19 protein-coding genes are annotated in these 26,449 nt (G+C 65.4%); 14 read left to right on the top strand and 5 right to left on the bottom strand.

What is annotated here, in order from left to right:
- Positions 1-95 precede the first annotated feature (95 nt).
- The 7 genes from E5Z01_RS06775 to E5Z01_RS06750 all read left to right on the top strand — a co-directional run bounded on the left by E5Z01_RS06775 (position 96) and on the right by E5Z01_RS06750 (position 9,670).
- Complete coding sequence (locus E5Z01_RS06775; protein WP_135228673.1) at positions 96-1,136, top strand: DNA topoisomerase IB; 1,041 nt, start codon at positions 96-98, stop codon at positions 1,134-1,136.
- 120 nt (positions 1,137-1,256) lie between these two features.
- Positions 1,257-1,976 carry a DUF1175 family protein gene (locus tag E5Z01_RS06770; RefSeq protein WP_135228672.1) on the top strand — a complete coding sequence of 240 codons (720 nt, stop codon included), beginning with the start codon at positions 1,257-1,259 and terminating at the stop codon, positions 1,974-1,976.
- A gap of 78 nt (positions 1,977-2,054) precedes the next feature.
- Positions 2,055-2,816, top strand: a complete 762-nt coding sequence (locus E5Z01_RS06765; protein ID WP_135228671.1) for an SDR family NAD(P)-dependent oxidoreductase — start codon at positions 2,055-2,057, stop codon at positions 2,814-2,816.
- A gap of 97 nt (positions 2,817-2,913) precedes the next feature.
- Positions 2,914-3,048, top strand: a complete 135-nt coding sequence (locus E5Z01_RS20205) for a hypothetical protein (RefSeq protein ID WP_276321242.1) — start codon at positions 2,914-2,916, stop codon at positions 3,046-3,048.
- 53 nt (positions 3,049-3,101) lie between these two features.
- Positions 3,102-4,247 (top strand): thiolase family protein, encoded by a 1,146-nt coding sequence (locus E5Z01_RS06760; RefSeq protein ID WP_135228670.1) that lies wholly within the window; start codon positions 3,102-3,104, stop codon positions 4,245-4,247.
- Between the two features lie 399 nt (positions 4,248-4,646).
- Complete coding sequence (locus E5Z01_RS06755) at positions 4,647-9,038, top strand: alpha-2-macroglobulin family protein (protein WP_135228669.1); 4,392 nt, start codon at positions 4,647-4,649, stop codon at positions 9,036-9,038.
- Positions 9,035-9,670, top strand: coding sequence for a hypothetical protein (locus E5Z01_RS06750; RefSeq protein WP_135228668.1), 636 nt, complete (start codon positions 9,035-9,037; stop codon positions 9,668-9,670). The genes E5Z01_RS06755 and E5Z01_RS06750 overlap by 4 nt, the downstream gene beginning before the upstream one ends.
- A 168-nt stretch (positions 9,671-9,838) precedes the next feature.
- On the opposite strand, the gene E5Z01_RS06745 is transcribed toward E5Z01_RS06750, so the two are convergent.
- On the bottom strand, positions 9,839-10,279 hold the full coding sequence (locus tag E5Z01_RS06745; RefSeq protein WP_420810832.1) for a response regulator: 441 nt from the start codon (positions 10,277-10,279) through the stop codon (positions 9,839-9,841).
- Between the two features lie 310 nt (positions 10,280-10,589).
- On the opposite strand from E5Z01_RS06745, the gene rimO reads away from it, so the two are divergent.
- Positions 10,590-12,062, top strand: a complete 1,473-nt coding sequence (gene rimO / locus E5Z01_RS06740) for a 30S ribosomal protein S12 methylthiotransferase RimO (protein WP_135228667.1) — start codon at positions 10,590-10,592, stop codon at positions 12,060-12,062.
- 252 nt (positions 12,063-12,314) lie between these two features.
- Here the strand turns inward: rimO and E5Z01_RS06735 are convergent, their stop codons facing one another.
- A complete protein-coding gene (locus tag E5Z01_RS06735; RefSeq protein ID WP_135228666.1) occupies positions 12,315-14,702 on the bottom strand; it encodes a POTRA domain-containing protein in 2,388 nt (795 codons plus the stop codon).
- A 312-nt stretch (positions 14,703-15,014) separates the two neighbouring features.
- Between E5Z01_RS06735 and ftsH the strand changes: the two genes are divergently transcribed.
- Complete coding sequence (gene ftsH / locus E5Z01_RS06730; protein ID WP_420810833.1) at positions 15,015-16,814, top strand: ATP-dependent zinc metalloprotease FtsH; 1,800 nt, start codon at positions 15,015-15,017, stop codon at positions 16,812-16,814.
- A gap of 107 nt (positions 16,815-16,921) precedes the next feature.
- On the opposite strand, the gene E5Z01_RS19430 is transcribed toward ftsH, so the two are convergent.
- From E5Z01_RS19430 to E5Z01_RS06720, 3 genes are all read right to left on the bottom strand, one after another.
- Positions 16,922-17,068 carry a hypothetical protein gene (locus tag E5Z01_RS19430; protein ID WP_167757806.1) on the bottom strand — a complete coding sequence of 49 codons (147 nt, stop codon included), beginning with the start codon at positions 17,066-17,068 and terminating at the stop codon, positions 16,922-16,924.
- Between the two features lie 186 nt (positions 17,069-17,254).
- Complete coding sequence (locus E5Z01_RS06725) at positions 17,255-18,265, bottom strand: MBL fold metallo-hydrolase (protein ID WP_135228664.1); 1,011 nt, start codon at positions 18,263-18,265, stop codon at positions 17,255-17,257.
- A gap of 47 nt (positions 18,266-18,312) precedes the next feature.
- Positions 18,313-19,950: a long-chain-fatty-acid--CoA ligase gene (locus E5Z01_RS06720; RefSeq protein WP_135228663.1), complete on the bottom strand. Its 1,638-nt coding sequence runs from the start codon at positions 19,948-19,950 to the stop codon at positions 18,313-18,315.
- A gap of 279 nt (positions 19,951-20,229) precedes the next feature.
- Between E5Z01_RS06720 and E5Z01_RS06715 the strand changes: the two genes are divergently transcribed.
- The 5 genes from E5Z01_RS06715 to E5Z01_RS06695 all read left to right on the top strand — a co-directional run bounded on the left by E5Z01_RS06715 (position 20,230) and on the right by E5Z01_RS06695 (position 26,361).
- Entirely contained in the window at positions 20,230-21,372 is a 1,143-nt protein-coding gene (locus tag E5Z01_RS06715; RefSeq protein WP_135228662.1) for an ABC transporter substrate-binding protein, read from the top strand.
- Between the two features lie 335 nt (positions 21,373-21,707).
- A complete protein-coding gene (gene paaK / locus E5Z01_RS06710; RefSeq protein ID WP_135228661.1) occupies positions 21,708-22,988 on the top strand; it encodes a phenylacetate--CoA ligase PaaK in 1,281 nt (426 codons plus the stop codon).
- A 146-nt stretch (positions 22,989-23,134) separates the two neighbouring features.
- Entirely contained in the window at positions 23,135-24,112 is a 978-nt protein-coding gene (locus E5Z01_RS06705) for a hypothetical protein (RefSeq protein ID WP_135228660.1), read from the top strand.
- A gap of 19 nt (positions 24,113-24,131) precedes the next feature.
- Entirely contained in the window at positions 24,132-24,923 is a 792-nt protein-coding gene (locus E5Z01_RS06700; protein WP_135228659.1) for an inositol monophosphatase family protein, read from the top strand.
- 43 nt (positions 24,924-24,966) lie between these two features.
- Positions 24,967-26,361 carry a tetratricopeptide repeat protein gene (locus E5Z01_RS06695; RefSeq protein ID WP_119766852.1) on the top strand — a complete coding sequence of 465 codons (1,395 nt, stop codon included), beginning with the start codon at positions 24,967-24,969 and terminating at the stop codon, positions 26,359-26,361.
- Positions 26,362-26,449: the final 88 nt, after the last annotated feature.

Below are 26,449 nucleotides of genomic sequence, written 5' to 3'. Positions count from 1 at the left end.
CCTGTCCATTTCTTCACGCTCAGGTGGGCGTGGGGCGTGGGCGTTCTAGCATGCGGCGTTTGTGCCTTTCATCTTCCTGCCCCGAGGTTGCCCACATGCCCACCCGCACTGAACTGCTCTCCGAAGAATTTCTGCGCCGCGAGGGAAAAACCCCGGCGGACTTCCAGTACTTCTACCCCAGTGGCCGCCGTTACCGTGACCGCGCCGGCCTGGAACGCATCGCCAAACTGGCGGTGCCGCCGGGGTACTCGGACGTGTTCGTGTCGCCTGACCCCGACATGGAATTGCAGGCCTTCGGGCGCGACAGCGCGGGGCGGTTGCAGTACCGCTACCACCCGGATTTCGTGCAGGCTGGAGCCTTGAAGAAATGGCAGCGCCTGACGCGCTTTGCCGGGGCGCTGCCCACCCTGAAAGCCGTGACCACCGCCGACCTGCGCTCAGGCGGGCTGCCGCCGCGCAAGGTCATGGCGCTGATGACCCGGCTGCTGCATGTGGCCCGCTTCCGGGTGGGCAGCGACATCTACATGAAGCAGCACAAGACGTACGGCCTCAGCACCCTGCGCCAGCGGCACGTGCAGGTCGACGGGAACGCGGTCACTTTCCGCTTCAAGGGCAAGCACGGCATCTCGCAGCACAAGGTCACCACGGACCGCACGCTGGCGACCAACATCACGCGCCTGCTGGAATTGCCCGGCCCGTGGCTGTTCCAGAGCCTGGATGGCGACGGCCACCGCCAGCGCGTGAAATCGCAGGCCCTGAACAGTTACCTGCGGGAAGTGATCGGGCCATTTACCGCCAAGGACTTCCGCACCTGGGGCGGCACGCTGCTGGCCGCCGAATTCCTGGCGCAGGAGGGCGCTCCCAAAACCGAACGGCAGGCCCGTAAGACGCTGGTGGAGTGCGTGAAATTTGTGGCGGACGACCTGGGCAACACGCCGGCCGTGACCCGCGGCAGTTACATCTGCCCGGTCATTTTCGACCGTTACCTGGAAGGCAAGGTGCTGGACGACTACGAACCGCGCACCGCCCGCCAGGAAGCCGAACTGGACGGCCTGACTCGCTCCGAGGCGGCCCTGAAAAGGCTGCTGGAAAGTGAAAAGGTTCTGCGCGCGGGCCGAAGCAAAAAAAGCGCCTGAAGCTCGGTTGGGTCTGGCGTTCACTTCCCGGTGTCTCTGGTGGGTGCTGTGGTCAGGAGTGGGCGCGGCAGTCAGGGAAATCTTCACCGCTTTCAGCCTTCCGGCGCGGATAATCACACCATGCGTCCTCTTGCTTTGATCGCCTGCACCTTGCTGGGAATGGGGGTGGCGGCCTCCACTTTCGATGGGCCGGCGCGGGACATGGACCGCGACGGTTACCCGGACGCCGCCGAGTTGCGTGGGGAAGACCGGGCGCGGTTCAGCGAGTGGTTCGCGGCGGTGGCCGAAAGTCAGTATTACGGCCTGAATCCCGACTGGAAGCTCGAGGATCAGGATTGCGCCGGCCTGCTGCGTTACGCTTTCGTTCAAGCCCTGGAGAAGCATGACACCGGGTGGAAGGCAAAATTCAAATTCCTGCCTGCGCCGCGTTTTCCCTCGGTGCAGAACCTGATTTACCCGCTGCCGTACCTGAGCCGTTCGGTATTCCGGGTTGCGCCGGGCAGCTATCAGGCGGGGGACGTGGCGGCGGGAAAACTGGTGGGCCGCACCAGTGCGCAGTTCCTTGCCAATTACTCTTCGCAGCGCGTGACCCGCAACATCGACGAGGCGCGGCGCGGTGACCTGCTGTTCTTCTTCCGCCCGCGCCTGGGCGCCTACCACAGCATGGTGTACCTGGGCGGCGGCCTGGTCGTGTACCACACCGGGGCCAGCCCCAGCGAAGGCGGCGAAGTCCGGCTCCTGTCCATCCAGACCCTCATGAAACACCCGGAAAAAGCCTTCCATCCTGTCAGCAGCAACCCCAACTTCCTGGGTGTGTACCGCTGGAAAATCCTGCAATAGGGGGCAAAAAGCCAGGTCGGAGGCTGTCTTTCCAATCTCCAGCATCCACTGACGGGTAACCTTTATACTCGGTTCAACATGATGATTCAGGGGAAGGCGGTGCTGGTCTCCGGCGGGGCGTCGGGCCTGGGAGCGGGCACGGCACGGATGGTGGCGGAGGCGGGGGGTTTCCCGGTCATCCTCGATCTGAACGTGGCGGCGGGCGAGGCGCTGGCGGCGGAACTGGGCGGACTGTTTCAGCTGGTGGATGTGGCGAGTGAACAGGACGTCTCGCAGGCCATTGAAGCTGCCAGAGCGAAATTCGGCCGGGTTCACGGCGCGGTCAATTGCGCGGGCATCGCCATCGGGGCCTCTACCGCCGGCAAACGTGGCCCACATCCCCTCGATCAGTTCGAGAAGGTCATTCGCGTGAACCTGATCGGCACTTTCAACGTCACGCGTCTGGCCGCGCAGGCCATGCTGGACAACGACCCCGACGAGGAAGGTGAACGGGGCGTCATCGTGAATACCGCGTCGGTCGCCGCGTTCGACGGTCAGATCGGTCAGGCGGCCTACGCGGCCAGCAAGGGCGGCGTGGTGGGCCTGACCCTGCCTATCGCGCGTGACCTGTCGCGCAGCGGCATTCGCGTCATGACCATTGCGCCGGGCCTTTTCGAGACGCCCATGCTGGCCGGGCTGCCGCAGGACGTGCAGGACTCGCTGGGGGGGCAGGTGCCCTTTCCCTCCCGGCTGGGCCGGGCCGGCGAGTACGCTGCGCTGGTGCGGCACATCTTCCAGAACACCATGCTGAACGGCGAGGTCATTCGCCTGGACGGCGCTATCCGGATGGCGCCCCGGTGAGCGGGCCGCATCGTGGGGAGTCGTGGCGGAACAAGGCGCGGCTGGACACTCTGGGCAGCACCTTTCGCCCGGACCGCCGCTGTGGTTTTGAAACGTCGTGGTCTTGAAACAGGGCCTGACCGAACCGCGTGCCCACGCCCGCGCTGGCCTGGCGGGCTTCAAGGTGCCCCAGAGCGTTCAACACGTCTATAACCTGCCGCGCTACACGGCGAACAGAATCCTGAAAGGCTGACTGCGCGAGCGCTCCAGTAGGCAGCCCTCAGATGAAAAATAAGGAGATCAGGGATGAGTGAAGCAGTGATTCTGGAAGCGGTGCGAACCCCTTACGGCAAACGGAACGGTGCCCTGCGGGAAACACGTCCGGACGCACTCCTGGCGTTCGTGTTGAACGGGTTGGTAGAACGGGCGGGCTTTGACCCGGCGCAAGTCGAGGACGTGATCACCGGTGCGGTGACGCAGGCTGGAGAGCAGGGCGCGAACATTGGCCGCCTGGCGGTGCTGATGGCCGGCTGGCCCGTTCAGGTGCCTGGGGTGAGCCTGAACCGCATGTGCGGCAGTGGCCAGCAGGCAATCCATTTTGCGGCTCAGGGCGTGGCGGCGGGCGACATGAGCTATGCGGTGGGCTGCGGCGTCGAGAGCATGACCCGCGTGCAGATGTTCAGCGACATTGGCGGCGGCTTCGAGCGATTGAACCCGGAACTGCTGGGCAAGGTAGACCTGATTCACCAGGGCGAGAGTGCTGAACGCATTGCCGACCACTGGAAATTAAGCCGGGAGGAACTGGACGCCTTCGCTGCCGAGAGTCACCGCCGCGCCGCACAGAGTCAGGGCAAACACACGGAATTGCTCCCGATTTCTGGCCTCGACGCCGATGGAAACGTCATTACCCTCGCTGCCGACGAGGGCGTGCGCGGCCACATCGACCCGGCAAAAATGGCGACCCTCAAGACGCCTTTTCGTGAAACGGGCGTGGTCACGGCCGGGAACGCCAGTCAGATCAGTGACGGCGCGGCGGCCGTGCTGGTGGGGAACAGGGAAATCGCGCTTGCAGACGGCCTCTGCCCCCGTGCGCGTCTCCGGGCGCGGGTGGTGGTGGGCAGTGACCCGACCCTGCAACTCACGGGCGTCATTCCTGCCACACAAAAAGCCCTTGAGAAAGCCGGCCTGAGCCTCGGGGACATCGACTGGTTCGAGGTCAACGAGGCCTTTGCCAGCGTGGCGGTGTCATGGATGCACGAACTGAACGTCGACCCGGCGAAAGTGAACCCGTGGGGCGGAGCCATCGCGCACGGCCACCCGCTGGGCGCCAGTGGCGCGGGCCTGATGGCAAAAATGCTGGCCGGGCTGGAAGCCACAGGCGGCACCCTGGGCCTCCAGACCATGTGCATCGGTCACGGCATGGCGACGGCCACGATCATTGAACGTCTCTAATACGTCAACAAGGGCAAATTCAGGAGTTGAAAAGCTTTGACGCCTGGGGTTCGAATGACCCGCCGCTTTGTTCTCCATCTCTTCTTTTTGGGGAAAGATGGAGCGCTCACTTGGGGGACTTGCAGAGAGGGCGTCGTAACCACAACCTTCGCTTGTTCTCTGCCTTTGATCCGGCCATTTAGTAACAGGCCGTAACATCCCCGCACCTCGCTCTTCGGCGCGCGCTCGTTGTCCCATTCGAGGTTTCTCTTTTCCCCGTACTGGACAACCTTTTGACATTGAGCGGTGGGCGGCCTTCAGCTCCGCTGTCTCGGCAGAAAGTGGGATGGACTGTTCATCGTTTGCCTGTACCTTTGGGAGAACTGGCGCAGGCCGTCCAGTCACGGGAGGCAGGGAAGCATGGGGAAAGCACGGTGGGGTGGCGGGGTGTTGCTGGCGGGGTTGCTGCTGGGTCTGGGGGGCGCCCAGAGTGGCGTGAGCGTGTACGGCGGTCAGTTCATGACCGGGCGCAGCGTGAACGTCGAGGTGTCCGCCCCGAAAGGCACGCTGTTCCGCGTGGAGCGGGTGCTTGATCCGGCCGCTTTCCTGTCGGGCGGGCCGAACCCCAGCAAACCCGTGATTTCGCCCGGCTTGAAAACACAGGTCGTGGGGTCTTACCGCGCGGTGAATTCGCGCCTGAACCTGGGCCGCCTGCCGAGTGGCGTTTACCTGGTGCGCAGTGGACCAAGTGGTGGAGTGGTGCTGGTGTCCCGTCTCGGCCTGATCGTGAAGCGTGACCAGTCGAGTGCGCTGGTGTACGCCGCCGACCGCGAGTCCGGCCAGCCACGTCAGGCGCAGGTGTGGGCGCTGCGTGCAGGCGGCCTGGAGCAGGCGACGAAGGGCGTTACGGTGGATGGGCGCTGGAAAACCGGGCGCAACCTGACGGAGGCACAGGTGTTTCTGGCGCGGAGCGGCAACGACTGGGCGGTGTCGGGTTCCAACTGGAACAGTTACGCCGCCCCGAAGTGGCTGGGGCACGTGTACACGGATCGGCCCATCTACCGTCCCGGTCACCGGGTGGAGTTCAAGGGCGTGCTGCGCAAACCCGGCAGCCTCGCGCCGGTGGCGAACACCCCCGCCGTGCTGCGCGTCACCGACGCAGACGGTCAGGAGGTGCTGCGCCAGAAGGTCACCACGAACGCTTACGGCGCGGTCTCGGCGGGCCTCGACCTGCGGCTCTCGGCGCGGCTGGGCGACTACCGCGTGGCCCTGACCGCTCCCGGCGAGCAGGACGAAGGGTACGGCGGCGTGAGCGGCACCTTCAGCGTGGAGGAGTACCAGAAACCCGAGTACGCCGTGACCGTCGAGCCCCAGCGCCGGAATGCCGTGCAGGGCGAGAAAGTCAGTGTCAAGGTCAGCGCCCGTTACCTCTTTGGCGGTGTGCCGGGCGGCGCGAAAGTGACCTACAACGTGACGCGGGCGCGCTACTATCCGCCGGGCTTCGACCTGGACTCCCTGCCCCCCGGCGAGGACGAGGGCGCGGATTACGGCTCCGACCTCGTGATTCAGGACACGGCGCGGCTGGACGCGAACGGCGAGTTTATGCTGACCTTGCCGCTGGCGAAAGACAGGGAAGGGCAACCGGTGCGTTACCGCATCGAGGCGGAAGTCGAGGACGAGTCCCGCAAGCCCGTCAGTTCGCAGACGCAGGTGATCGCCTACCCGGCGGCCGTGAATGTGGAAACGCAGACGGGTTCGTACATTTACGACGCTGGGAAGCCCATCACTGTCTCGCTCGACACCCGCAACCTGGAGGGGCAGGGTCAGGCGGCGCGGGTCACGCTGGAACTGGTGCGTCAGGACTGGGTGAAGCGGGCGGGCAAGTGGGTGGAGCAGGAAACCGTGATGGACAGGCGGCCGGTGACCACCAGCGCGGCGGGCCGGGGAACGGCGAAACTGGTCACGCCGCGTGGGGGCGGTTACGTGGTGCGGGCGCGGGTGCAGGACGCGCAGGGCCGGACCTCTACCAGCGACAACTTCCTGTGGGTACTGGCAGGCAACGAGGACTGGAACTGGGTGGCGCGCGACATCGGCATCAGCCTCGATCGGCGGCAGTACGCGCCGGGCGATACGGCCACGGTGCTGGTCACCAACCCGCACCCCGGCAAGCCGGTGCTGCTCACGCTGGAGGGCGACCGCCTGCGCTCCAGCACCGTGCTGCGCGGCCAGGGTGGCGTGCTCACGTACCGCTTCAAGGTCACGCCCGACATGAGCCCGAACATCTTCGTGGGGGCCGCAGCGTTCAGTGACGGTGACCGCTTCGGGGCCGAGGCGCGAGTGCGCGTTCCGCGTCCGGATTCGGCCCTCACGGTGAAGGTCACGCCGGACAGGCCCCGCTACAAGCCCGGTGAGGCCGGGACATTCAAGGTGCAGGTGCGGAATGCCAGAGGTCAGGGGGTTCCCGCCGAGGTGGCGCTGGGCGTGGTGGACGAGGCCATTTACCTCGTGAAACGCGACAACGCGCCGACCCTGCTTCAGGTGTTCACGGCGGAGCGCGAGAACCAGGTGGGAACGTCTGCCAGCGCCGACTTTTACTTCGAGCCGCTCGGTTCGGCGACGGCCAGGGCCCCCTTGGCGCCCATGAGCGCGGCGGCCTTCGCGCAGAGCAAAGCCGAGGCCGAACCCGCCCAGAGCGACGAGACGCCGCGCGAAATCTTTAAAGACACCCTGATCTGGGTACCCAAACTGGTCACGGACGCCCGTGGGCAGGCGCAGGTGGACGTGAAATTCCCGGACAACCTGACCACCTGGATCGCCACCGCCCGCGCCCACACGCGGGAAGCGCGTTTCGGTCAGGCCACCGGCAGCGCCCTGGTCACCAAGGACGTGATCGCGCGCCTGAGCCTGCCCGCCTTCCTGGTGCGCGGCGACCGCGTGACCCTGGGCGGCATCGTGAACAACACCCTGAAGCAGAGCGTGACAGGCACGGCGAAAGCCACCTTGCAGGGGTTGTCTCCGCTGAACGGCGCGGTGTTCACCCCGTCCGGCGCGGCCTTAACGCTGGCGGCAAATGGGCGGGTGCGGCAGGATCTGACGGTGGGGGCGCCGCAGGTGGGGCTGGCAAACGTGATGTTCAGTGCCCGCACGAACGGCGGCAGTGACGCGCTGAAACTCCCACTGCCCGTGAAGGCCCGCGGGTACGAGGAAACGAAGACGCTGGTGGGCAGTGCCCGTCAGCCCAGCGTGACCTTCACCCTACCCGCCGGAACCAATCCGGCCACCGTGAAACTGAACGTGTCGGCCACGCCGTCCCTGTTATCGGCGGTGACGCCCGCGCTGGAGTATCTGCTGGGCTACCCGTACGGCTGCACCGAGCAGACCATGAGCCGCTTCCTGCCCGCGCTGCTGGCCCGTCAGGCGCTGGGCGCCGGAACCCTGCCGCCAGACCAGGCCGGCAAGCTGAACGAGTACACCGAACTGGGTCTGGCCCGGCTGGCGAAATTCCAGCACGAGGACGGCGGCTGGAACTTCTGGGAGTTCGACGAAAGCACGCTGGAAATGACCGCTTACGTCACCGAAGGGCTGCTGCGCGCCAAAGCGGTGGGCGCGAGGGTGGACAACGCCATGCTGGACAGGGCGCTGAAGTACCTGAGCCGCCACGCGAAGAACGGCCAGGAAAGGCCGGCTGACCGCGCCCGGGCGTACCGCGCATTGAGCCAGGCGGGCCGCGTGAACACGCCGGAATTGCTGGCCTTCTCGCGCCGCGCCGATCTGGTGCCGTACTCGCTGGCCAATACCGCCATGGCCCTGAAATTCGCGGGCCAGTTGCCGGCCGCGAAAACCACGCTGCAACGTCTGAAAGCCAGGCGTATCGCCGGGAATGGTCTGGTTCACTGGGAAGGTTCTGCGCGTGACCTGTGGTTCGACTACTGGGACGACAACAGCAATCAGGTCACCGCCGCCGCGCTGGAGGCCCTGGCGCTGCTGGAACCGCAGAGCACGCTGATTCCCGCGGCGTCCCAGTGGCTCCTGACGCAGCGGCGTGGCCCGCAGTGGCTCAGCACGCAGGACACCGCCAGCGTCGTGGTGGCCGCGTTGAGCTTGCCGCGCGCCCAGGCGAGTGCGCCCAGAGCGTTGCCCGTGCAGGTCGACGGTCGGAACCTCGGGCCGCTTCAGGTGCAGGGCCGCAGCGCCAGCCTGGAACTGGCCGTGCCGCTGGGCGCGGGTCAGCATACGCTCACGCTTTCCGGTGCTCCGGCGGGGACCATCTACTCGGCCGAGGTCAAGTACGCCCGCGAACCGGCGCAGCTCGGCGGCCTCGACCGCGGCATCGCGGTCACGCGCCGCTACGAGAAACTGACCCCCAGATGGGACGCGAAGAACGAGCGGTACACCTACGCCCGCACGCCCCTGATGCAGGGGGGCACGCTGAAGGACGTGAAAGTCGGTGACCTGGTGCTGGTGACCCTGACCGTCGACCCGAAAAACGACTTCAGCCGCTACCTGCTGGTCAGCGACCCCATTCCCGCCGGCACGAAAGCCATGGACGAACGCAGCCTGGTGATCGCCGGCCTGGAGGAACCCGACGAGTACGCCTGGCGGGACTGGGACGACTGGTACTCCGGGCGCGACCTGCGCGATGACCGCGTCGACCTGTACGCGGCTTCCTTGCATGGCACGGGGAAAATGACGTATCTGCTGCGGGTGCAGACGCCTGGTACGTTCACCGCCCTGCCCACGCACGCCTTCCTGATGTACAGCCCGGACGTGCAGGGCTACAGCCCGGCGGCCACCTTCACCGTCAAGCCGTGAGGGGGCTGCCGCGGCTGGTGGCCCCGTGGCTGATGGTTCTGTCGCTGCTGATGGGCCTGTCGCTGGAAGTGGGCGCCCAGTCCGTCACGCGGGCGGGCCTGACCGTGAACTACCGCGACCCGGCCGACAGGGCGCAGCTGGCCCAGGTTTTTCAGGTGTGGCAGAAGGCGGGGCAGGACTTGAAAGTAAAAGGCCTGACCCTGCCTGCGGCCACCCTGACCGCCGCGCGCAGTGCCAACGATTTCGCGGCCCTGACCGGGTCTCCGCCGCACATCGCGGCCATCACCCTGAAGGGCAAACTCTACACGCAGCGTCTGGCGGCCCTGCGGGGCAAGCAACTCCTCCCGTATACTCTGCGCCACGAGGCCTTTCATCTGGCCCAGCCGCCGGATCTTCCGCGCTGGCTGGCAGAAGGCCTGGCGCGGATCTTCAGCGGCGAATCCGGGCTGGACGCGCCGGGCCGCACAGGGCTGGAGGGCCTGAGCGAAAAAGACCTGGACACCCGCCTGGCGCAGGCCAGCGGGCCGGGGCTGACCCGCGTTTACCGTGAGGCCACGCGCCGGGCCGGACAACGCCTGGAACGACAGGGCTGGCCGGCTACACTCAACCCCCTCCATTCGAGGGGGCCATAACTGAAGCATTTGACATAAGAATGGCAGCGTATTTCTGCCATTCGTTGTCCGAACGAAGTGAGTGAATTCGAGGAGAGCATGGGGCAGAATGGAGGCATTTGGGGTGCTGTTCCCCGCAGGCCGTAATTTCTGTCCCATGCTCTATGTGTTGGGCAGCGGGAAGTTCGCTTACTTGTCCTTCTGGGGCGGCAGGGTGGCGGTGGACACCCAGAAATGCTCGAAATTCCGGATGACTTCCACGAATTCGCTGATGGACACGGGTTTGGGAATGTAGGCGTTGGCGTGCAGGTCGTAGCTGCGCCAGATGTCCTCCTCGGCGCGCGAGGTCGTCAGGACGATCACGGGAATGCGGCGCAGGTGCGGGTCGGCCTTGATGATGTCCAGGGTTTCCATGCCACTCAGGCGCGGCATGTTGAGGTCCATCAGGATGACGTCCGGCATGGGGACATTCGCGTATTCCCCTTCGCGCCGCAGGAAAGCCAGCGCCTCCACGCCGTCCGGCGCGCAGTGCAGCTCGTGCGGAAAGGCCGCTTCCTCGAAGGCCACCTGCGTCAGCATCACGTCGGCCGGGTTGTCCTCTACCAGCAGGACATGAATGGGAGCCTTCACGGTTGCCGCCTTGCGCCCCGGGTGGGTGCCGCGTCAGCGACCGCGGGCCGCCGGGAAGCGTGCCTGGCCCTTCCCGGCTTTTCCTTCACTTTGCTTGCACCCTGTCGACGTTGAGCCACTCCGCCAAGCTTAGCAAAAGATATTCAGGGTTATTCGCGTGTCCTCTGCAACGTGAAGCCGGCTGCATGAGATGTAACCCGGCGAAGAGTAACAAGAAAGAGTAACCGGGGCATGGTGAAAAGGCGTCCGAGCCTGTACACTTGGTTGTTTTGCGCCCCGCAGGTCGTGGTGTGGCGCGGAGGCTCCTAGCATGACAACCGAACTGAAACAGAAGAGAGTGGGCTTTATCAGCCTGGGCTGCCCCAAAGCCCTGGTGGACAGCGAACGCATCCTGACGCAACTGCGGGTCGAGGGGTACGAGGTCGCCCCCAGTTACGAGGACGCGGACGCCGTGATCGTGAACACCTGCGGGTTTATTACACCCGCTGTGGAGGAATCCCTGAGCGCCATCGGCGAGGCGCTGGACGCCACTGGCAAGGTGATCGTGACCGGCTGCCTGGGCGAGCGGCCCGAGAAGATCATGGAGCGGCACCCCAAAGTCGCGGCCATTACCGGCAGCGAGGCGGTGGATGAAGTGATGGGCCATGTGCGCGAGTTGCTGCCCATCGAGATGGACGCCTTCACCGGGAACCTGCCGGTGGCCGCGCCGGGCATGCGCCCACAGCCGGAAGTTCCCCAGCGTGAAAACGTGGCTCACGGGGACGTGTTCGCGCCCAGCGTGAAGCTCACGCCCCGGCACTACGCCTACGTGAAAATTGCCGAGGGCTGCAACCACACCTGCGCGTTTTGCATCATTCCCAAATTGCGCGGCCGGCAGGTCTCGCGCGACGCGGGCGCGGTGCTGTACGAGGCCTTCCGGCTGGTGGCGGGCGGCACCAAGGAACTGATGATCATCTCGCAGGACACCAGTGCCTACGGCGTGGACGTGCGTTACCGCGAGTCTGAATTTCAGGGCGAGCAGGTTCGGGCGCACCTGACCGACCTGGCCGTGAAACTGGGCGAGCTGGGCGCTTGGGTGCGCATGCACTACGTCTACCCTTACCCGCATGTGGAAAAAATCGTGGAACTGATGGCGCAGGGCAAAATCCTGCCTTACCTGGACGTGCCCCTCCAGCACGCCAGCCCCACCATCCTGAAAGCCATGCGCCGCCCTGGGGCAGGTAAGCAGCTCGACACCATTCGCCGCTGGCGCGAGATCTGCCCGCAACTGGTGATTCGCAGCACCTTCATCGTGGGGTTTCCCGGCGAGACCGATGAGGACTTTCAGGAACTGCTGCAATTCCTGGAAGATGCCCGCCTCGACCGGGTGGGGGCCTTCCCTTACAGCGACGTGGACGAAGCGGACGCCAACAAACTGCCCAACCCCGTGCCGGAAGAAGTCAAGCAGGAGCGTCTGGCGCGCTTCATGGAAGTGGCCCAGCGCATCAGCACTGAGAAACTGGCCGAGAAGGTGGGGCGCGTCATGGAGGTCATCATCGACGAGTTCAACGACGAGGACGGCGACCTGCCCGGCAGCAAACTGATTGGCCGCACGAGGGGCGATGCCCCCGGCATCGACGGGCAGGTGTACCTCGCGGCCGGAGACTTCGCCGGGCAGGTCAAGATCGGTGACATCGTCCGCGCCCGCATCGAGGACAGCGACGAGTACGACCTGTACGGCGAGGTGGTCGAACGCCCCGCGTGGAACCCCAACGTTCCGCAACTGGGGCACTTCCGGCATTGATCGGAAGTCGGCAGCGGTGAAAAGGAGGGCCTCCAGTATGAATTGGAGGCCCTTCTCTCGGGTGTTCATAAGAATTCCGGCCCTTCAGTTATGGAAGAACTGGGCAACCCGACTGGAAGGAGAAGGAACAAAAAGCGTCCCGGACGTGAAGTGCACCCTCCGGTGATCTGCCGGAGGGAGAACGCAACAAACAGGACGCTTATCAGGCGCTGATTTTCAGGCGTTTGCGCCGATATTTTTCCGTGTCGCCCCTCACCAGAAATTCCCGAGGCGCAGGCTGAATTTGTTGCTGCCGACGGTGGTAAAGCCGTAACTGAGTTGTACGTTGGCGAAACTGGTGTTCAGTTGCGTGCCCAGGCCGTAGGAGGTGTTCAGATTGAAGGGGTTGGCCGCACTGCCCTGCCGCCAGGCGTCCCCGGTGTCTACGAAGGCCAGGCCATACACGCCCTGCACGACGTTTCCGAGTTTCACGCCGAAGTTGTGGCGCAGTTCGGTGCTGGCGGTCAGATAACTGGTGCCGGCCTGCGTGGTGGTCTGCCCGCGCAGTTCGTAGGCGGGGTTCATGCTGGCCCCGACGCGGTACACGTTGCTTTCGCCGGGCGTGCCGAGCAGCGTGCCGGCGTTGACGCGGGCGGCCAGCACGGTCTGCTTGCTGCCGTCGGACATGCTGCGCCCAAAGCCCAGGTAGGTGCTGGCCCCGCTCTCCAGTTGGCCCCACGAGAGGCGGCTCTGGCTCTGGGCACTGGCCGCGCTGCCGCCTTGCACGCCGAAGCCGTACCCCACGCTGCCGCCCGTGCGCACGCCCTGGCTGGGGTATACGCCGGAGTCGGTGGTGTCGTACTGAAGGCCCAGGATGGTCAGGGCGGTGGTGTTGCCCAGCGGCAGTTGCGCGCCCGCCTGCGCGTCGTTCTGGTAAGTGGTGTCCGTGACGTTGCTGTCGCCGCTCTTGTACGGTTCCAGGTACACGCTGGTTTTGCTGACCTGCACGCCGAAGCTGCCCGTCAGTTGTGGGGTAATTTCGCGGTTCAGTTGCAGGCTCGCGCCGGTGTTGCGGGTGGTGTACTGCCGCCCGGTGTCGGTGCCGGTGGGCAGGCCGTCACTGCCCTTGACGCTGAGGGTGTTGTTGCCGCTGGCCTGGCTCCACGCGCCCACGCTGAGGCTGGTGCGTTTGCCGCCCAGGTTCAGGAAATTCGTGTCGATCCAGGGAATAGTGTAGTTGACGCTGCCGTTCAGGCGCTGCCCGACGTCATTGGCGTTGGCCCCGAGGGTAGCCCGAAAGGCATTGCCGCTGCGCAGCACGTTGTTGCTGGTGTATGTGAATTCGCCGCCCAGGCCGTTCTGGGAGTCGTAGGCCGCAGCCAGCCCGACCGGAATACCTTGCTTGCGCGGCGCGAAGTTCAGCACCACCGTCAGGTTCTCGGGGTGCTGCGGGTCGAGGGCACGGGCGTCGCGGCTGACCAGCGTGAAGTTGTCGTAGCCGTCCACACTCGACAGCGCCCGTTGCAACTCGGCTCGGTTAAAGGCGCGGCCCGCAGCGGGCAGTTGCCGGGCCAGCACCTTCTCGTCGATCAGGGGTTGCCCGCCTTCCCAGCTGAACTGGTACGCGCCGATACGGGCTTCGTGCAGGCTGAAGGTCAGGACGCCGCCCTGGAAATCCAGGCTGTCCTCGGTGGCGCTCAGGGCCAGGCCGCGCTCGTCGTACAGGTTCTGAATGGCGAAGTAGTCCTGCTGCGCCAGTTGCGCCGAGGCGACGTCGCCCACCTGCGTGCGAAGGACCTTCAGGATGTCGGCGGTGGGCACGCTGGTGTTGCCCTGCACCACGATGCGGCTCACGCGGTCACTGGCGGCGTCATCTGCGTGAAAAAAGGTGACGCGCATCTGCCCCAGGCTTCCTGACACGGGCGCGGCCTGCCAGCTGACCGCCCGGCCACTGGCGTTCGAGAGGGCGCGGGCGTCCGCGTTCAGCAGCGCAGGTTGCAGGGGCTGCCCGGCGCGGGTTTGCAGCGTGGGCGCAGCACTGGTCTTGATGGTACCGGTCTCGACCGCCTGCACGAAGGGCTCGTTGACCGTGACCTTCAGCACGCCTGCGGTCAGGCTGGCCTGCACGCCCGGCGCGTCGAAAACTATACCTCGCCGGCTGTACGCCTGCGCGAGTTGCGTCAGGGCGGCCTGGTAGCCACTGGGCGTCAGGCGCCTGGCCTGCTGCAGCGGCCCGAAGGCCTGGCGCACCACGTCCTGGCCGACCAGCCTGACGCCGCTGATCTCCACGCGGTTCAGGGCGGCGCTTTCGTCCACGGTATAGGTGACCACTGTGCCGTTTTGCCCGGCGGCCTGGCTCAACTTGACCTCGGGGGTGAACAAAGAGTGCTGCTGCGGGTAACTCTGCGCCAGCAGTTGCCGCCCGGTTTCCAACGTCTGGACACTCACGCTGGCGCCGGGTTTGATGCCCAGCCGCTCGGCCAGCGCCGCCCTGATCTGCGCCGGGTCGAAAACCGTGAAGCCTCTGAGTTCCACGCTGGCGATGGTCACGGTCTGGGCGGTGGTGGCGGGCGCAGGGGTGGAAGGTGAAGTGGTCTGGGCCTGCGCGGCGGGCGCGGCGAGCAGAGAAAGGGTCAGGAAGGCGGCACAGGGGGTCTTCATCTGCACTCCACCTTCGTGAGTTAAGAAATAAGAAGCGTGAACGGCGGCCCAGCGGAGAGCAAAATTTCTCACCTGCGCGTCAGCTCGGGCACTTTGGTGTTGAGGGAGGCCGGGGTGGTGGCGGGGTTAAGGCTTAGCCAACCTCCGGGACATCGGTGCTTGCCTGAAACATATTTGAGTCTGATACACTCAAGTCTCAGGGCGGAAGGCGTCCTGTCAGCCCTTTTTCTCAGTCTCACTCCCGGAGGCCCACTGTTGAGGCGGTTCACTAATCCATGGCTCATTGTTCTGTTCGTGCTGGCGCTGTTCCTGATGTTCTCCAGCACCGGCAACCTGGGCCGCACTAACGTCGATTACAACCAGTTCAAGGATCTGGTCGCGCAGGACAAAGTCGCGCAGGTCGTGATGACCAGCGACCACGCCACCGTGACCCTCAAGCAACCCGAGGTGCTGAGCACGGGGGCCAACGCCCAGCCCGTGCCGAAATTCAACGTGCGCCTGCCCAGCAACCCGGCCCTGCCGGACGCCGAACTGCTGCCGCTGCTCAAGGAGCATGGCGTGCAGCTGCCGGTTCAGGCCCCCAGCCAGTGGCTCTCGCTGCTGGCCACCTTCCTGCCGGTGCTACTCCTGATGGGCATGATGTACTTCTTCTTCATGCGTGCCCAGGGCGGTCAGAGCGGTGTGATGCAGTTCGGCCAGTCGCGCGCCAAGAAGTACGGTAAGGAAAACCGTGTGCCCACCAAGTTCACCGATGTGGCTGGCCACGAGGAAGCCAAAAAGGAACTGATCGAGGTCGTCGACTTCCTGAAGAACCCGGCCAAGTACCACCAGATCGGCGCGGAAATTCCCAAGGGTGTGCTGCTGGTCGGCCCTCCCGGCACCGGCAAGACGCTGCTGGCCCGCGCCATCGCTGGCGAGGCCGACGTGCCTTTCTTCAGCGTCAGCGCCAGTGAATTCATGGAGATGTTCGTGGGCGTGGGCGCCAGCCGCGTGCGCACGCTGTTCGAGGACGCCCGCAAGAGTGCGCCGGCCATCATGTTCATCGACGAGATCGACTCCATCGGGCGCAAACGTGGCGCCGGCATCGGTGGCGGGCACGACGAACGCGAGCAGACCCTCAACCAGATCCTTTCCGAAATGGACGGCTTCGACAAGAGCAGCAACGTGATCGTGCTGGCGGCCACCAACCGCCCCGACGTGCTCGACCCGGCGCTGCTGCGCCCCGGCCGCTTCGACCGTCAGGTCACCATCGACCTGCCGAACCTCAAGGAGCGCGAGGCGATTCTGAAAGTTCACCTGCGCAACAAGCCGCTGGCCGACGGCGTGGACGTCGAGGAAATTGCCCGCAGCACCCCGTATTTCAGCGGCGCCGACCTGAAGAACGTCACCAACGAGGCCGCGCTGGAAGCTGCCCGCCTGGGCAAGACGAAAATCGACATGAGCGACTTTTACCGCGCCCTGGACAAGATCACGCTGGGCCTGGAGAACGGCTCGCTGACCGTCAGCCCCGACGAGAAACGCGCCATCGCCTACCACGAGGCCGGCCACGCCGTGACCGCTGCCGTGATTCCCGGCAGTGACAAACTCCAGAAGGTCAGCATCATTCCGCGTGGCCGGGCGCTGGGCGCCGCCTTCTACCTGCCCGAAGAACAGGTGCTGATGAGCAAGGAGCGCCTGGAAAACCAGCTGGTGGTGTCTCTGGGTGGCCGCGCCGCCGAGGAAGTCTTCACTGGCAACGTGACTTCGGGCGCCGCCGACGACTTCCGCAAGGCCACCAACATCGCCCGCAAGATGGTGCTGGAGTGGGGTATGGGCGACAACTTCAAGAACATGGCCCTGACCACCGACAGCGGCCCGGTGTTCCTGGGCGAGGACATGGCCAAACCCAAGGCGTTCAGCGAGCACACCAGCCAACTGGTCGACGAGGACGTCAAGCGCATCCTGAACAAGGCCTACGACCGTGCCAAGCAGCTTGTCACCGAGTACAGCCAGGCCATGCACGAGGTGGCCGACGCCCTGCTCAGCCAGGAACTCATTACCGGCGACGTGGTGCGCGAGGCTGTCGCCAAGATCGGCGGTCAGGCCCAGCCCATGCCGCAAGCGACTGTCTGAGCCTTCCTCAAATTTCCGACCCCTGCCGTCCTGGCGGGGGTTTTTCGTTGCCTGCCGGCAGTGTTGGAAAGCATGGGGTTGAAGGCGGGAACAGCGCCTGTTTCCAGTCAGAACCCACCGACGATCAGGGAGGCCAGCAGTGCTCCCAGTCCGAACAACGCCGCAATCAGAAAGGCCGTGCGCGGTGGAATGATGCGCAGGTAACCCAGCATGACCAGCAGCAAAATGGCCAGAAGCAGGGCAACACGGGTCATGGGACCAGGCCACTCAAAAGGGGAGACATGGCCTGATAATGACGTACTGACGTACTTATAAGCACCCCGGTTGTTTTGTTCGCCTGCGGCAGAGGCTCGGGGGGCTCACGTCCGGACGCTGGTTGTTCCTGTTCGCTCTGCTGAACTCTTGCCCGTGCTTCCCTCACTGAGGGGCGGGAATCCTGATCAGTTGAGCTGGAACAGGCTGGCTCCCTGGGTGGGAATTTCTGCCAGCTCGCCGCTTTCGAGCAGGTATTCGATCAGCGCGGCGGTCTGGTCGAGCAGCAGCACGGCCTGAATTTCTTTCATGCGCGGATTCAGCAGGGCGTTGATGTCGGCCAGCGTGCGGGGTTCACGGGCGGCCTGGCGCGCGGCGTCCAGCTTCTGCGCGTAGCGTTCGCGCAGGGTGCGGATGCGGCCGCGCCAGGCGTGCATCTCCTGATCGTGGCTGCCCAGCGCCAGCGTGACGCCGTCCAGGGCGTCCAGCTTATCCAGGGAGGCCAGGTAACGGCGCAGGCCCCCGCCGGGATACAGTTTCTGGGACATCAGCGGCGGCGAGTTCAGCGGAAGCAGGTGATCGGCGCTGAGCAGCAGATCGTCCACACGCAGGCACACCTGCCCCGGCGCGTGACCGGGCGTGTGAATCACCTGCATCACGCCGTCGAGCATGTCCCCGTCCTGCAGGAGAGTATCCACGGGCACCCCACGGGGCAGCATCAGGTTCCCGGCGCGTTTGCGCAGGCGCTCCGCGAACGGCCCTTCAATGCCCGCCCAGCGCAGGTACTCCTCGATGATCGCCCGGTGACGCTCGCGGGAGACCGCCGGCTGCTCGATCAGGGGGGCGTCCAGTTCGTGCGCGGCGACGGGGGCAGGCGTGTAGCGCCGCAGGGCGGGCAGCGCCGCCACATGATCCGGGTGGGCATGCGTGATGACGATCCGCGACAGGCTGGCACCGTCCACCCGCTCGCCGAATTCCTGCTGAACGCGCGTCAGGCCAGCCTGCAGGGCCTGCTGACTGTTTGGGTCGCTGCTGCCGGTGTCCACCAGCGCTGCGTAACTGGGCGCGGCGGGCAGCCCCTGCACCACCTGAAACACGTGCACTTTCAGGTGCGGAAAGGCCGGAACAGTGATGCGGTAAACGCGGGTTCCCGCGCCCGACACGAAGCGGGTCACGGGAACGGAAACAGGAGGGGTCACAGCCGTTCATGCTACACGCCGCGCGTCCGGCGCAGGTGCCTATAGCCTTACGACATGGCGGCGCGGGCAGCGTCCTGCAGGGGCCGCCAGGCGACCTTGCCGGTGGGGCTGCGTGGCAGGCTCTCGACGAACTGGTATTCGCGCGGCACCTTGTAGGGCGCCATCTCGCCGCGTGCCCAGTCCTGCAACTCCTCGGCGCTCACGGCGTGGCCGGGTTTCAGGACAATCAGGGCGCGGGCGCGTTCGCCGGTGCGCTCGTCGGGCACGCTGATGACGCAGGCCTCCTGCACGGCGGGGTGTGCGTGCAGCTTGTTCTCGACCTCCGCCGGCCAGACCTTCATGCCCGAGACGTTCACCATGCGCTTGAGGCGGTCACTGAAGAAGAAATAGCCCTCGTCGTCCATGTACCCCAGGTCACCCGTGCGCAAAAAAGCCTTACCGTCCAGCGTCACGAAGGCCCTGGCGGTGTCCTCAGGCCGGTTCCAGTAACCCTGCATGACCTGCGGGCCGTGAATGACGATCTCGCCGCTCTGCCCTGGCTGTACTTCCTCCAGCGTGTCCACATCGACCACGCGGGCGTCCACGTTGAACAGCGGGATGCCCAGGCACTGGAATTTCTGGCGCCCTTCGGGGTTGGTGTGCGACTGCGCCATCGTCTCCGAGAGGCCGTAGCCCTCCATGTACTCGATGCCGGTGGTGTCCAGCAGGCGCTTGCCGACCGCTTCGGGCAGGCTGGCCCCACCCCCGGTGACGCGCCGCAGGGTTTTCAGGTCGTCCGGGTTGAAGGTCGGGGAACTCATCAGGTCGATGATCATGGTGGGTGTGTTCGTCCACACGGTCGCGCCGTGCTCCCTGACCAGCTTGCGGGCGGCGTCCCTGTCCCAGCGGGCCAGGATCACGATCTTGCCCCCGGCGGCCAGCGGCGAGAGCAGGCTGTTCACGAAACCTGTCACGTGAAAGAAGGGCAGCGCGGCCAGGAACACGTCCTCGGGCGTGCCGTTCACCCACACGTTCGAGCCGAACACGTTGGCCTGCACGCTGCCGTGCGTGTGCACGCAGCCCTTGGGCAGGCCGGTGGTGCCGCTGGTGTACGGCATGACGCACAGGTCGTCCCCCGAGACGTCCGCTGGCGGCGCGGGCTGGTGTTGCAGGGCCTCTTCCAGCGTCACGTCCCCGGCTTGCAGGGTGGGGGTCACATTCAGGCCGTCGGGCAGCGGAATGCCGGCGGTTTCAAAGTCGGTGCCCAGCATCACGTTGGCCGCGACGGTGTGGCCCAGGCCGCCCTGCTTGGCTTTCTCGTACAGCTCCGCGCCCACGATGCCGACGCGCACCCCGGCGTCCTGAAGAAAAAAGCCGAACTCGCGGGCCTGCAACATGGGGGCCAGCGGCACGACCACCGCGCCCAGGTGCCAGCAGGCGTGCGCGGCCACCACCCAGGCGGGGCTGTTTTGCAGCCACACTGCCACCCGGTCGCCTTTCTTGACGCCCTGCGCGGCCAGGTGCCCGGCCAGCCGCCCGGCCTGCTCACGCAACTCCCGGTACGTCAGGCTGCGGCCGTAAAACCACACGGCAGTTTTCAGGGGGTAACGTTCGGCGCTGACGGTCAGGTTGTGCATCAGGCCGGTCTGCGGAATGACCAGCGATCTGGGCTTCTGGGGCGGCCAGTAACGGTTGGCTGGGGTCACAGGGGGTCCTCCGTTGCGTGAAGCGTAAGATGAGGGCGCAGGCCGCGCCCGTTGTGGGCACTCTGGCAATGGGATGGGTTGTGGGTCTGGGCAGTAGTGTAGCGCACCGCCTGTGGCCGGTCACAGATCTTCTCCCAGCCTTGAGGTCTGATGGGCCGATGTTTGGCCCCTGGATGTCTGCACTTGTGATATTTGACCTAACACCTGTTAGGTGGAGTTTGCTACCATTCATCCAACCTTAACGTCCCATTTGTCTCTGCCCGAGACTGGAGGTCTTTCATGTTGAAAACCCGCGTAATCATGACCGCTGCCCTTGCCCTGGCTACCCTCGCCCACGCCGAAGTGCGCATCGGGGTGGTCGTGTCCAGCACCGGCCCCGCCGCCAGCCTGGGCATTCCCGAGAAAAACACCGTGGCGCTGCTGCCCCAGACCATCGGCGGCCAGAAGATCACTTACATCATCCTGGACGACGCCTCGGACACCACCACCGCCGTCACCAACACCCGCAAACTCATTCAGGACAGCAAGGTCGACCTGATCCTGGGCACCACCACCACGCCCGCTTCACTGGCCATGATCGACGTGGCCGCCGAAAGCAAAACGCCCATGATCTCGCTGGCCGCCTCGGAGGGCATCATCAAGCCGGTGGACGCCAAGAAAACCTGGGTCTTCAAGACCCCGCAGACCGACGCCATCATGGCCGCCGCCATCATCGACCACATGGCCAAAAACGGCGTAAAAACCCTGGGCTACATCGGCTTTAACGACGCTTACGGCGAAGGCTGGTACAACGAGATCAAGAAGTACGCCGACCAGAAGAACATCCGCATCATGGTCAACGAACGCTACGGGCGCAGCGACTCCAGTGTGACCGGCCAGGCGCTGAAGCTGGTCGCCGCCAAGCCCGACGCGGTGCTGATCGGCGCCTCCGGCGTGCCGGCAGTGCTGCCGCAGAAGACCCTGAACGACCGCGGCTACAAGGGCAAGGTTTACCAGACCCACGGTGTGGCCAACGCCGACTTCCTGCGCGTGGGCGGCAAGGACGTGGAAGGCGCGATCCTGCCGGTCGGCCCGGTGCTGGTCGCCGACCAGTTGCCCGCCACCAACCCCACCCGTAAGGTCGGCCTGGACTACATGAACTCGTACGAGGCCAAGTACGGCAAAGGCACCGTGTCGGGCTTCGGCGGGCACATGTGGGACGCCAGCCTGATCCTGAAAAAAGCCATTCCCGCCGCCCTCAAGAAGGCCAAGCCCGGCACGGCCGAATTCCGCAGCGCCCTGCGTGACGCCATCGAGGGCACGAAGAACGTGATCGGCACACACGGCATCTTCAACTTCAGCAGTACGGATCACCTGGGCCTGGACGCCCGCAGCCGCGTGATGGTGCAGGTCGTGAACGGCGACTGGAAACTCCTGAAGTAAAGCCAGAGCCACCCCTGACGACTTGCCGAAACCCCCACCCACGCTGGTGGGGGTTTTGTACGGATTCCGTCTGTTTCGTTGACCCACCAGGAAAGCGCCGGTAGGTCAAATCCACGCTCGGAACCCACACTGCTCACACTCGCTCCGCTCGGATTGAATCGCCTACGAAGTGATTCAATCCGGGGCCATTTCTCTGTGCTGCAGGCCCGCTTCCCGGCTATGCAGGTTGGCTACCAAACGTTTGTTAGGGCGTACACTGGGAAACGATCTCAGCCCATTCGCGCCGGCCCGCTGCCCCGTTTCAGCCGTGGCCTTTGCACCGGAGGTGTTCTTTCTTGTTTCAACCCGACCGTGAAGCCATGCCAGTCGCGCAACTGCGCGAACATCAACTGCGTCACCTTCAGGCCATGGTGGCCCGCCAGTTCGAGAACGTGCCTTTTTACCAGCGAAAATTCGCTGAACTGGGCCTGAAACCTGGCGACCTGAAAACCCTGGATGACCTGAAAGCCTTTCCCTTCACGCGCAAGACCGACCTGCGCGACAATTACCCCACCAAGCTGTGCGCCACCGCCCCGGAGAACATTCGCCGCATTCACGCCAGCAGCGGCACCACCGGCAAACCCACCGTGGTCGCCTACGACGAGAACGACCTGAACGTGTTCCGCGAGGTGGTGGCCCGCAGCCTGTACGCCGCCGGCGGGCGGCCCGGCATGGTCTTTCACAACGCTTACGGGTACGGCCTCTTTACCGGCGGGCTGGGCACCGACGGCGGCGGGCAACGCCTGGGCCTGTGTACCATCCCGGTCTCGGGCGGCGGCACCGACAAGCAGGTACAACTCATTCAGGATCTGGAACCGGAAATCATCGCCTGCACGCCCAGTTACGCATTAGTGCTGGCCGAGGCCCTCAGGAAAAGCGGCATGAAACCCGGCGACATCAGCCTGAAATATGCGGTGCTGGGCGCGGAACCCTGGTCTAACAAGGCCCGCGTGGAAATCGAGGAAAAACTGGGCCTGAAAGCCACCAACATCTATGGCCTCTCGGAAGTCATCGGCCCCGGCGTCAGCAACGAGGACGCGCAGGAGCAGTACGGCAGTTACCTGTGGGAAGACCACTTCTACCCGGAAATCGTCGACCCGGAAACGGGCGAGGTGCTGCCGGACGGCGAGTACGGCGTACTGGTCTTGAGCAGCATGACCCGCACCGCCATGCCCATTTTGCGTTACTGGACCGGCGACATCACGCGCCTGATTCCCGAGGAGAACAGCACCGGGCGCAGCATGCGCCGCATGGATCAAATCCGGGGCCGCAGCGACGACCTGATCATCCTGCGCGGCGTGAACGTGTACCCCACGCAGCTGGAGGCGGTGCTGCTGGGCATGGGCCAGGTCAGTCCGCACTACCACGTGATCCTGACCCGCACCGGCCTGATGGACGACCTGACCTTTCAGGTGGAGACCGAAAGCGAATCCGCCGCGCTGAAAAAAGAAATCCAGCGTTGCGTGAAGGCCCAGGTGGGTGTCAGCGTCAACGTGGAACTGCACGTTCCCGGCAGCCTGCCCCGCAGCGAGGGCGGCAAGCTGAAGCGCGTCACCGACCTGCGCGGCGAACGGTAAAGCGGTTCGCAGCAAGTGAACCACAGCAAGCGGGTCGGAGAAAACTCCGGCCCATTTTTAATCGGGAAACCCATTTAATGGGGAAACCCAGGCAAGTGGAAAGGACAGCTCACCGAAGTTCATCGTCCGGGCGGCATCATGGCCCGGTGATCCGGGTTTTTCCGCTGGCGGTTTCGCTGCTTGGTGGTGGGGCGCTGGCTCAGCCCACGCTGTCCGTGCCTGCCGGGGCGCCGTTCATCGTGGCGCGGGGTGTCGATCCGTCTGAACTGGAAGGGCCGCGCCGCACGCCCGCCATGCAGAAGCTGGCCCAGGCGATTTACCGTGAGTTCCGAGACGAGGCGGATTTCATGGTGGTGTCCGCCAACCGCCGCAGCGTACCCGAATCCACGCCGGTGAAGGGCTATCACCTGCGCGTGAAGAACGACGTGAAGGGCATCGGTGTGCCGACCTTCAATGCCGGGAAGAATTTTGGCGGCACCCGGCGCCTTCAGGGCCTGCTGTATTTCCCGAACACCTTCCCGTTCTGGAAGATCCCTTTTATTCACGAATTCGCGCACGGCTGGGGCAATGACCTGCTGCCCACGGCGGAGCCGGGTCACTTCGGGTTTTGTGGGGCAGGCAGTCAACTGGGCGGGTTCGACTCGCGCACCCTGCGCAAAATCGGCCCGGAGCTGTACCAGGCACGGAACCTGCGTGGCGCATCTTTCGGTACGGCGGCGAATGGCGGGAACAGCGTCCCTTACAGTGATTTCGAGCTGTACCTGATGGGCCTGCTGCCTGCGCAGGCCGTGAAGCCTTTCCAGTGCGCTTACGCGGGAGCATGGGTGAACCGAAGCGCCGGAATATTCCAGGCGAACCGCCTGCACTCGCTGAACATTCAGGCGGTTCAGTCGAAATATGGCCCACGCCAACCCGATTTTGCCCACTCCCCCAAAACCTTCCGCCTGCTGGCCGTCCTTGTCTCTTCTGCGCCCCCTACCCGGCAGGAACTGAGCACGTTCAGCCTGACCCTGCAACACCTGACAGGCACCGGCGACGACGGCGACAGCAACTACACCTTCAACGAGGCCACGCGTGGCCTGGGACGCCTGCACCTCCTCGACCCGCGCACGCTGCGGCGTTAAGGCGCCTTACACTGGCCGCATGACGTTTTCCCTCACGGGTGGACTGCCTGATCAGGCCTTGCAGGTGGCGGTGCAGGCAGCGCGGCGGGCGGGGGCCATTCACCTGGAGCACCTGGGGCGCGTGCATCAGGTCACGTCTAAAAGCACCCACTCCGACCTGGTGACCGAAGTGGACGGACTGGCCGAACGCGCCATCCGTGAGGTGATTGCCGCCGCTTTTCCGTCTCATGCGGTGCTGGGCGAGGAGGGCGGGCAGCAGGGCGCGGGCGATTACCGCTGGGTGGTCGATCCGCTGGACGGCACCGTGAATTACGCACACGGGTTCCCGGTCTTCTGCGCGTCCGTTGCCCTGGAGTTCCGGGAAGAAAGCATGGTGGCGGCGGTATTCGACCCCACGCGCGACGAACTGTTCACGGCCACGTGGGGCGGCGGGGCGTTCCTGAACGGGCAGCCCATCCGCGTGAGCGGCACGCCCAGCCTGACCACGCCTGCGCTCGTCAGTACCGGGTTTCCTTACGACCTGACCGGCGAGCGGAACCTCGCGCACGTCGTGAATCTGCTGCGGCTGGGTGTGCCGGTGCGGCGGCCGGGGGCGGCTGCCCTCGACCTGTGCAATGTGGCGTGCGGCCGCATGGACGCTTACTGGGAACTGGGCGTCAAACGCTGGGACGTGGCCGCCGGGGCGTTGATCGTGCAGGAAGCCGGGGGCCACGTCACCGACGCGCACGGCACCCCCACGCCGCACGGCGAGATGATCGTGGCGAGCAACACCCAGTTGCACGCGCATCTGCTGGACATCCTGAACGGCTGAACCCCCGACGGGGTGAACCGGAAACCCGGTATGCTGGGCGGTAATGATTGATGTGGACACCACCTGGCAGCAAGTGAGTGAGGCGCTGGCCGGTGACGATTACGACGCGGCTTTCGGCATTCTGGATGCCGCGATGCGTGAAGCCGACCCGCGCACCCGCGCCCGCCTGGCGCTGTACCAGGCGAGTTTGCACGCCCTGTACGGCGAGGCAGGCGTGACCGACATGCAGCGTTCCCTGGCGGCGGCGCGGGGCCTGGACGCCAGCCTCGCCGCCGATCCGCTGTACCTGGCCCTGCACGCCGAGCTTCAGGCCCGCACGACGGGCATCGTGTCGGTTCCGGCTGACCTGCTCACCGAGGAGGCCCCGCCGCTGGCCCGGTATCACGCGCTGGGGGCCCTGGCGCTGTCGGGGCAGGCCAGCGGGGCACTGGACGTGTTTCTGCCCGTGACCGACGTGCCCGAGCACCTGCGCTGGCGCCTGCGGTCGTGGCAGGCGGACTCGCACGAGGCAAACGGGCAGACACAGGAAGCCGCGCACCTGTACGGCGAGGCGGCGCACCACGCCCGTGGCCTCAACCGCGCCGTGATGCTGCAGGAACAGGCGGCGCTGCTCCTGCAACTGGGGCAACTGGACGCCGTGCGCCAGGCCCTGAACGCCGCCCGCCCCGAGTACACCGGACGCGACCCGGACGAGGGCCTGAACCTGGCCACCTGGCATTACCTGAACGCGCAGGCGCTGCTGCAACAGGGCAACCCGGAAGACGCCCTGCGGGAAATCGAGGAGGCGGCCCGCCTGGAACGCCACCACGGCGACATGAGTTACGGCGTGGCGCTGGTGCGCGGGCAGGTGTTCAGTCACCTGGGCCGCCCCGAGGAAGCCCTGCGCGCCTTCGAGGAGTCGCTGGCGCTGGCCACCGAACCCGACCGTCCGTACGCCCAGCACGAGTTGGGCGTGGCGCTGCTCGACCTGGATCGCCCGCTGGAGGCGCGCGAACGCCTGGAGGCGGCCGCGGGCGAAGCGGATTACCCGTACCAGCCCGAAGTCCTGGCCGACATTGCCGAGTGCGACTACCGCCTGGGCCGCCTGGCCGAGGCGCAGCTGGAGGCCGAGCAGGCCCTGGCTGGCGGCGCGGTGGTGCCCGCGAGTCTGGTGCTGGGTAGCATTGCCATGGATTACTACCACCTGGACGAGGCGCTCGATCACTACGAGCGGGTGGTGCGCGAATCCGCGCCGGACACCCGCGACTGGGTAACGGGGCATCAGATGGCGGCGGACATCATGGCGCAGCAGGGGTTTCGTGACCCGGCGGCGGCTTACGCGCACGCGCAGCAGGCGCTGGAGCACACCCCGGAAAGCGACGACTGGCACGGCACCTTACAGGAGTACGTCCGCAAGGCCGAAGCGCTGCTGGGCCAGGGCAGCCGGACATTGAACTGATCCCAATTGCGGTGATATCGCTGCTTCCCGGCAATATCACCCGACTGGAAGGAGAGGTAAAAAGTAAAGCAGTTGATTTTTTAAACCA

Source organism: Deinococcus fonticola (assembly GCF_004634215.1).
GTDB classification, from domain to species: Bacteria; Deinococcota; Deinococci; order Deinococcales; family Deinococcaceae; genus Deinococcus; species Deinococcus fonticola.
This window is presented reverse-complemented; position numbering and strand designations above follow the sequence as displayed.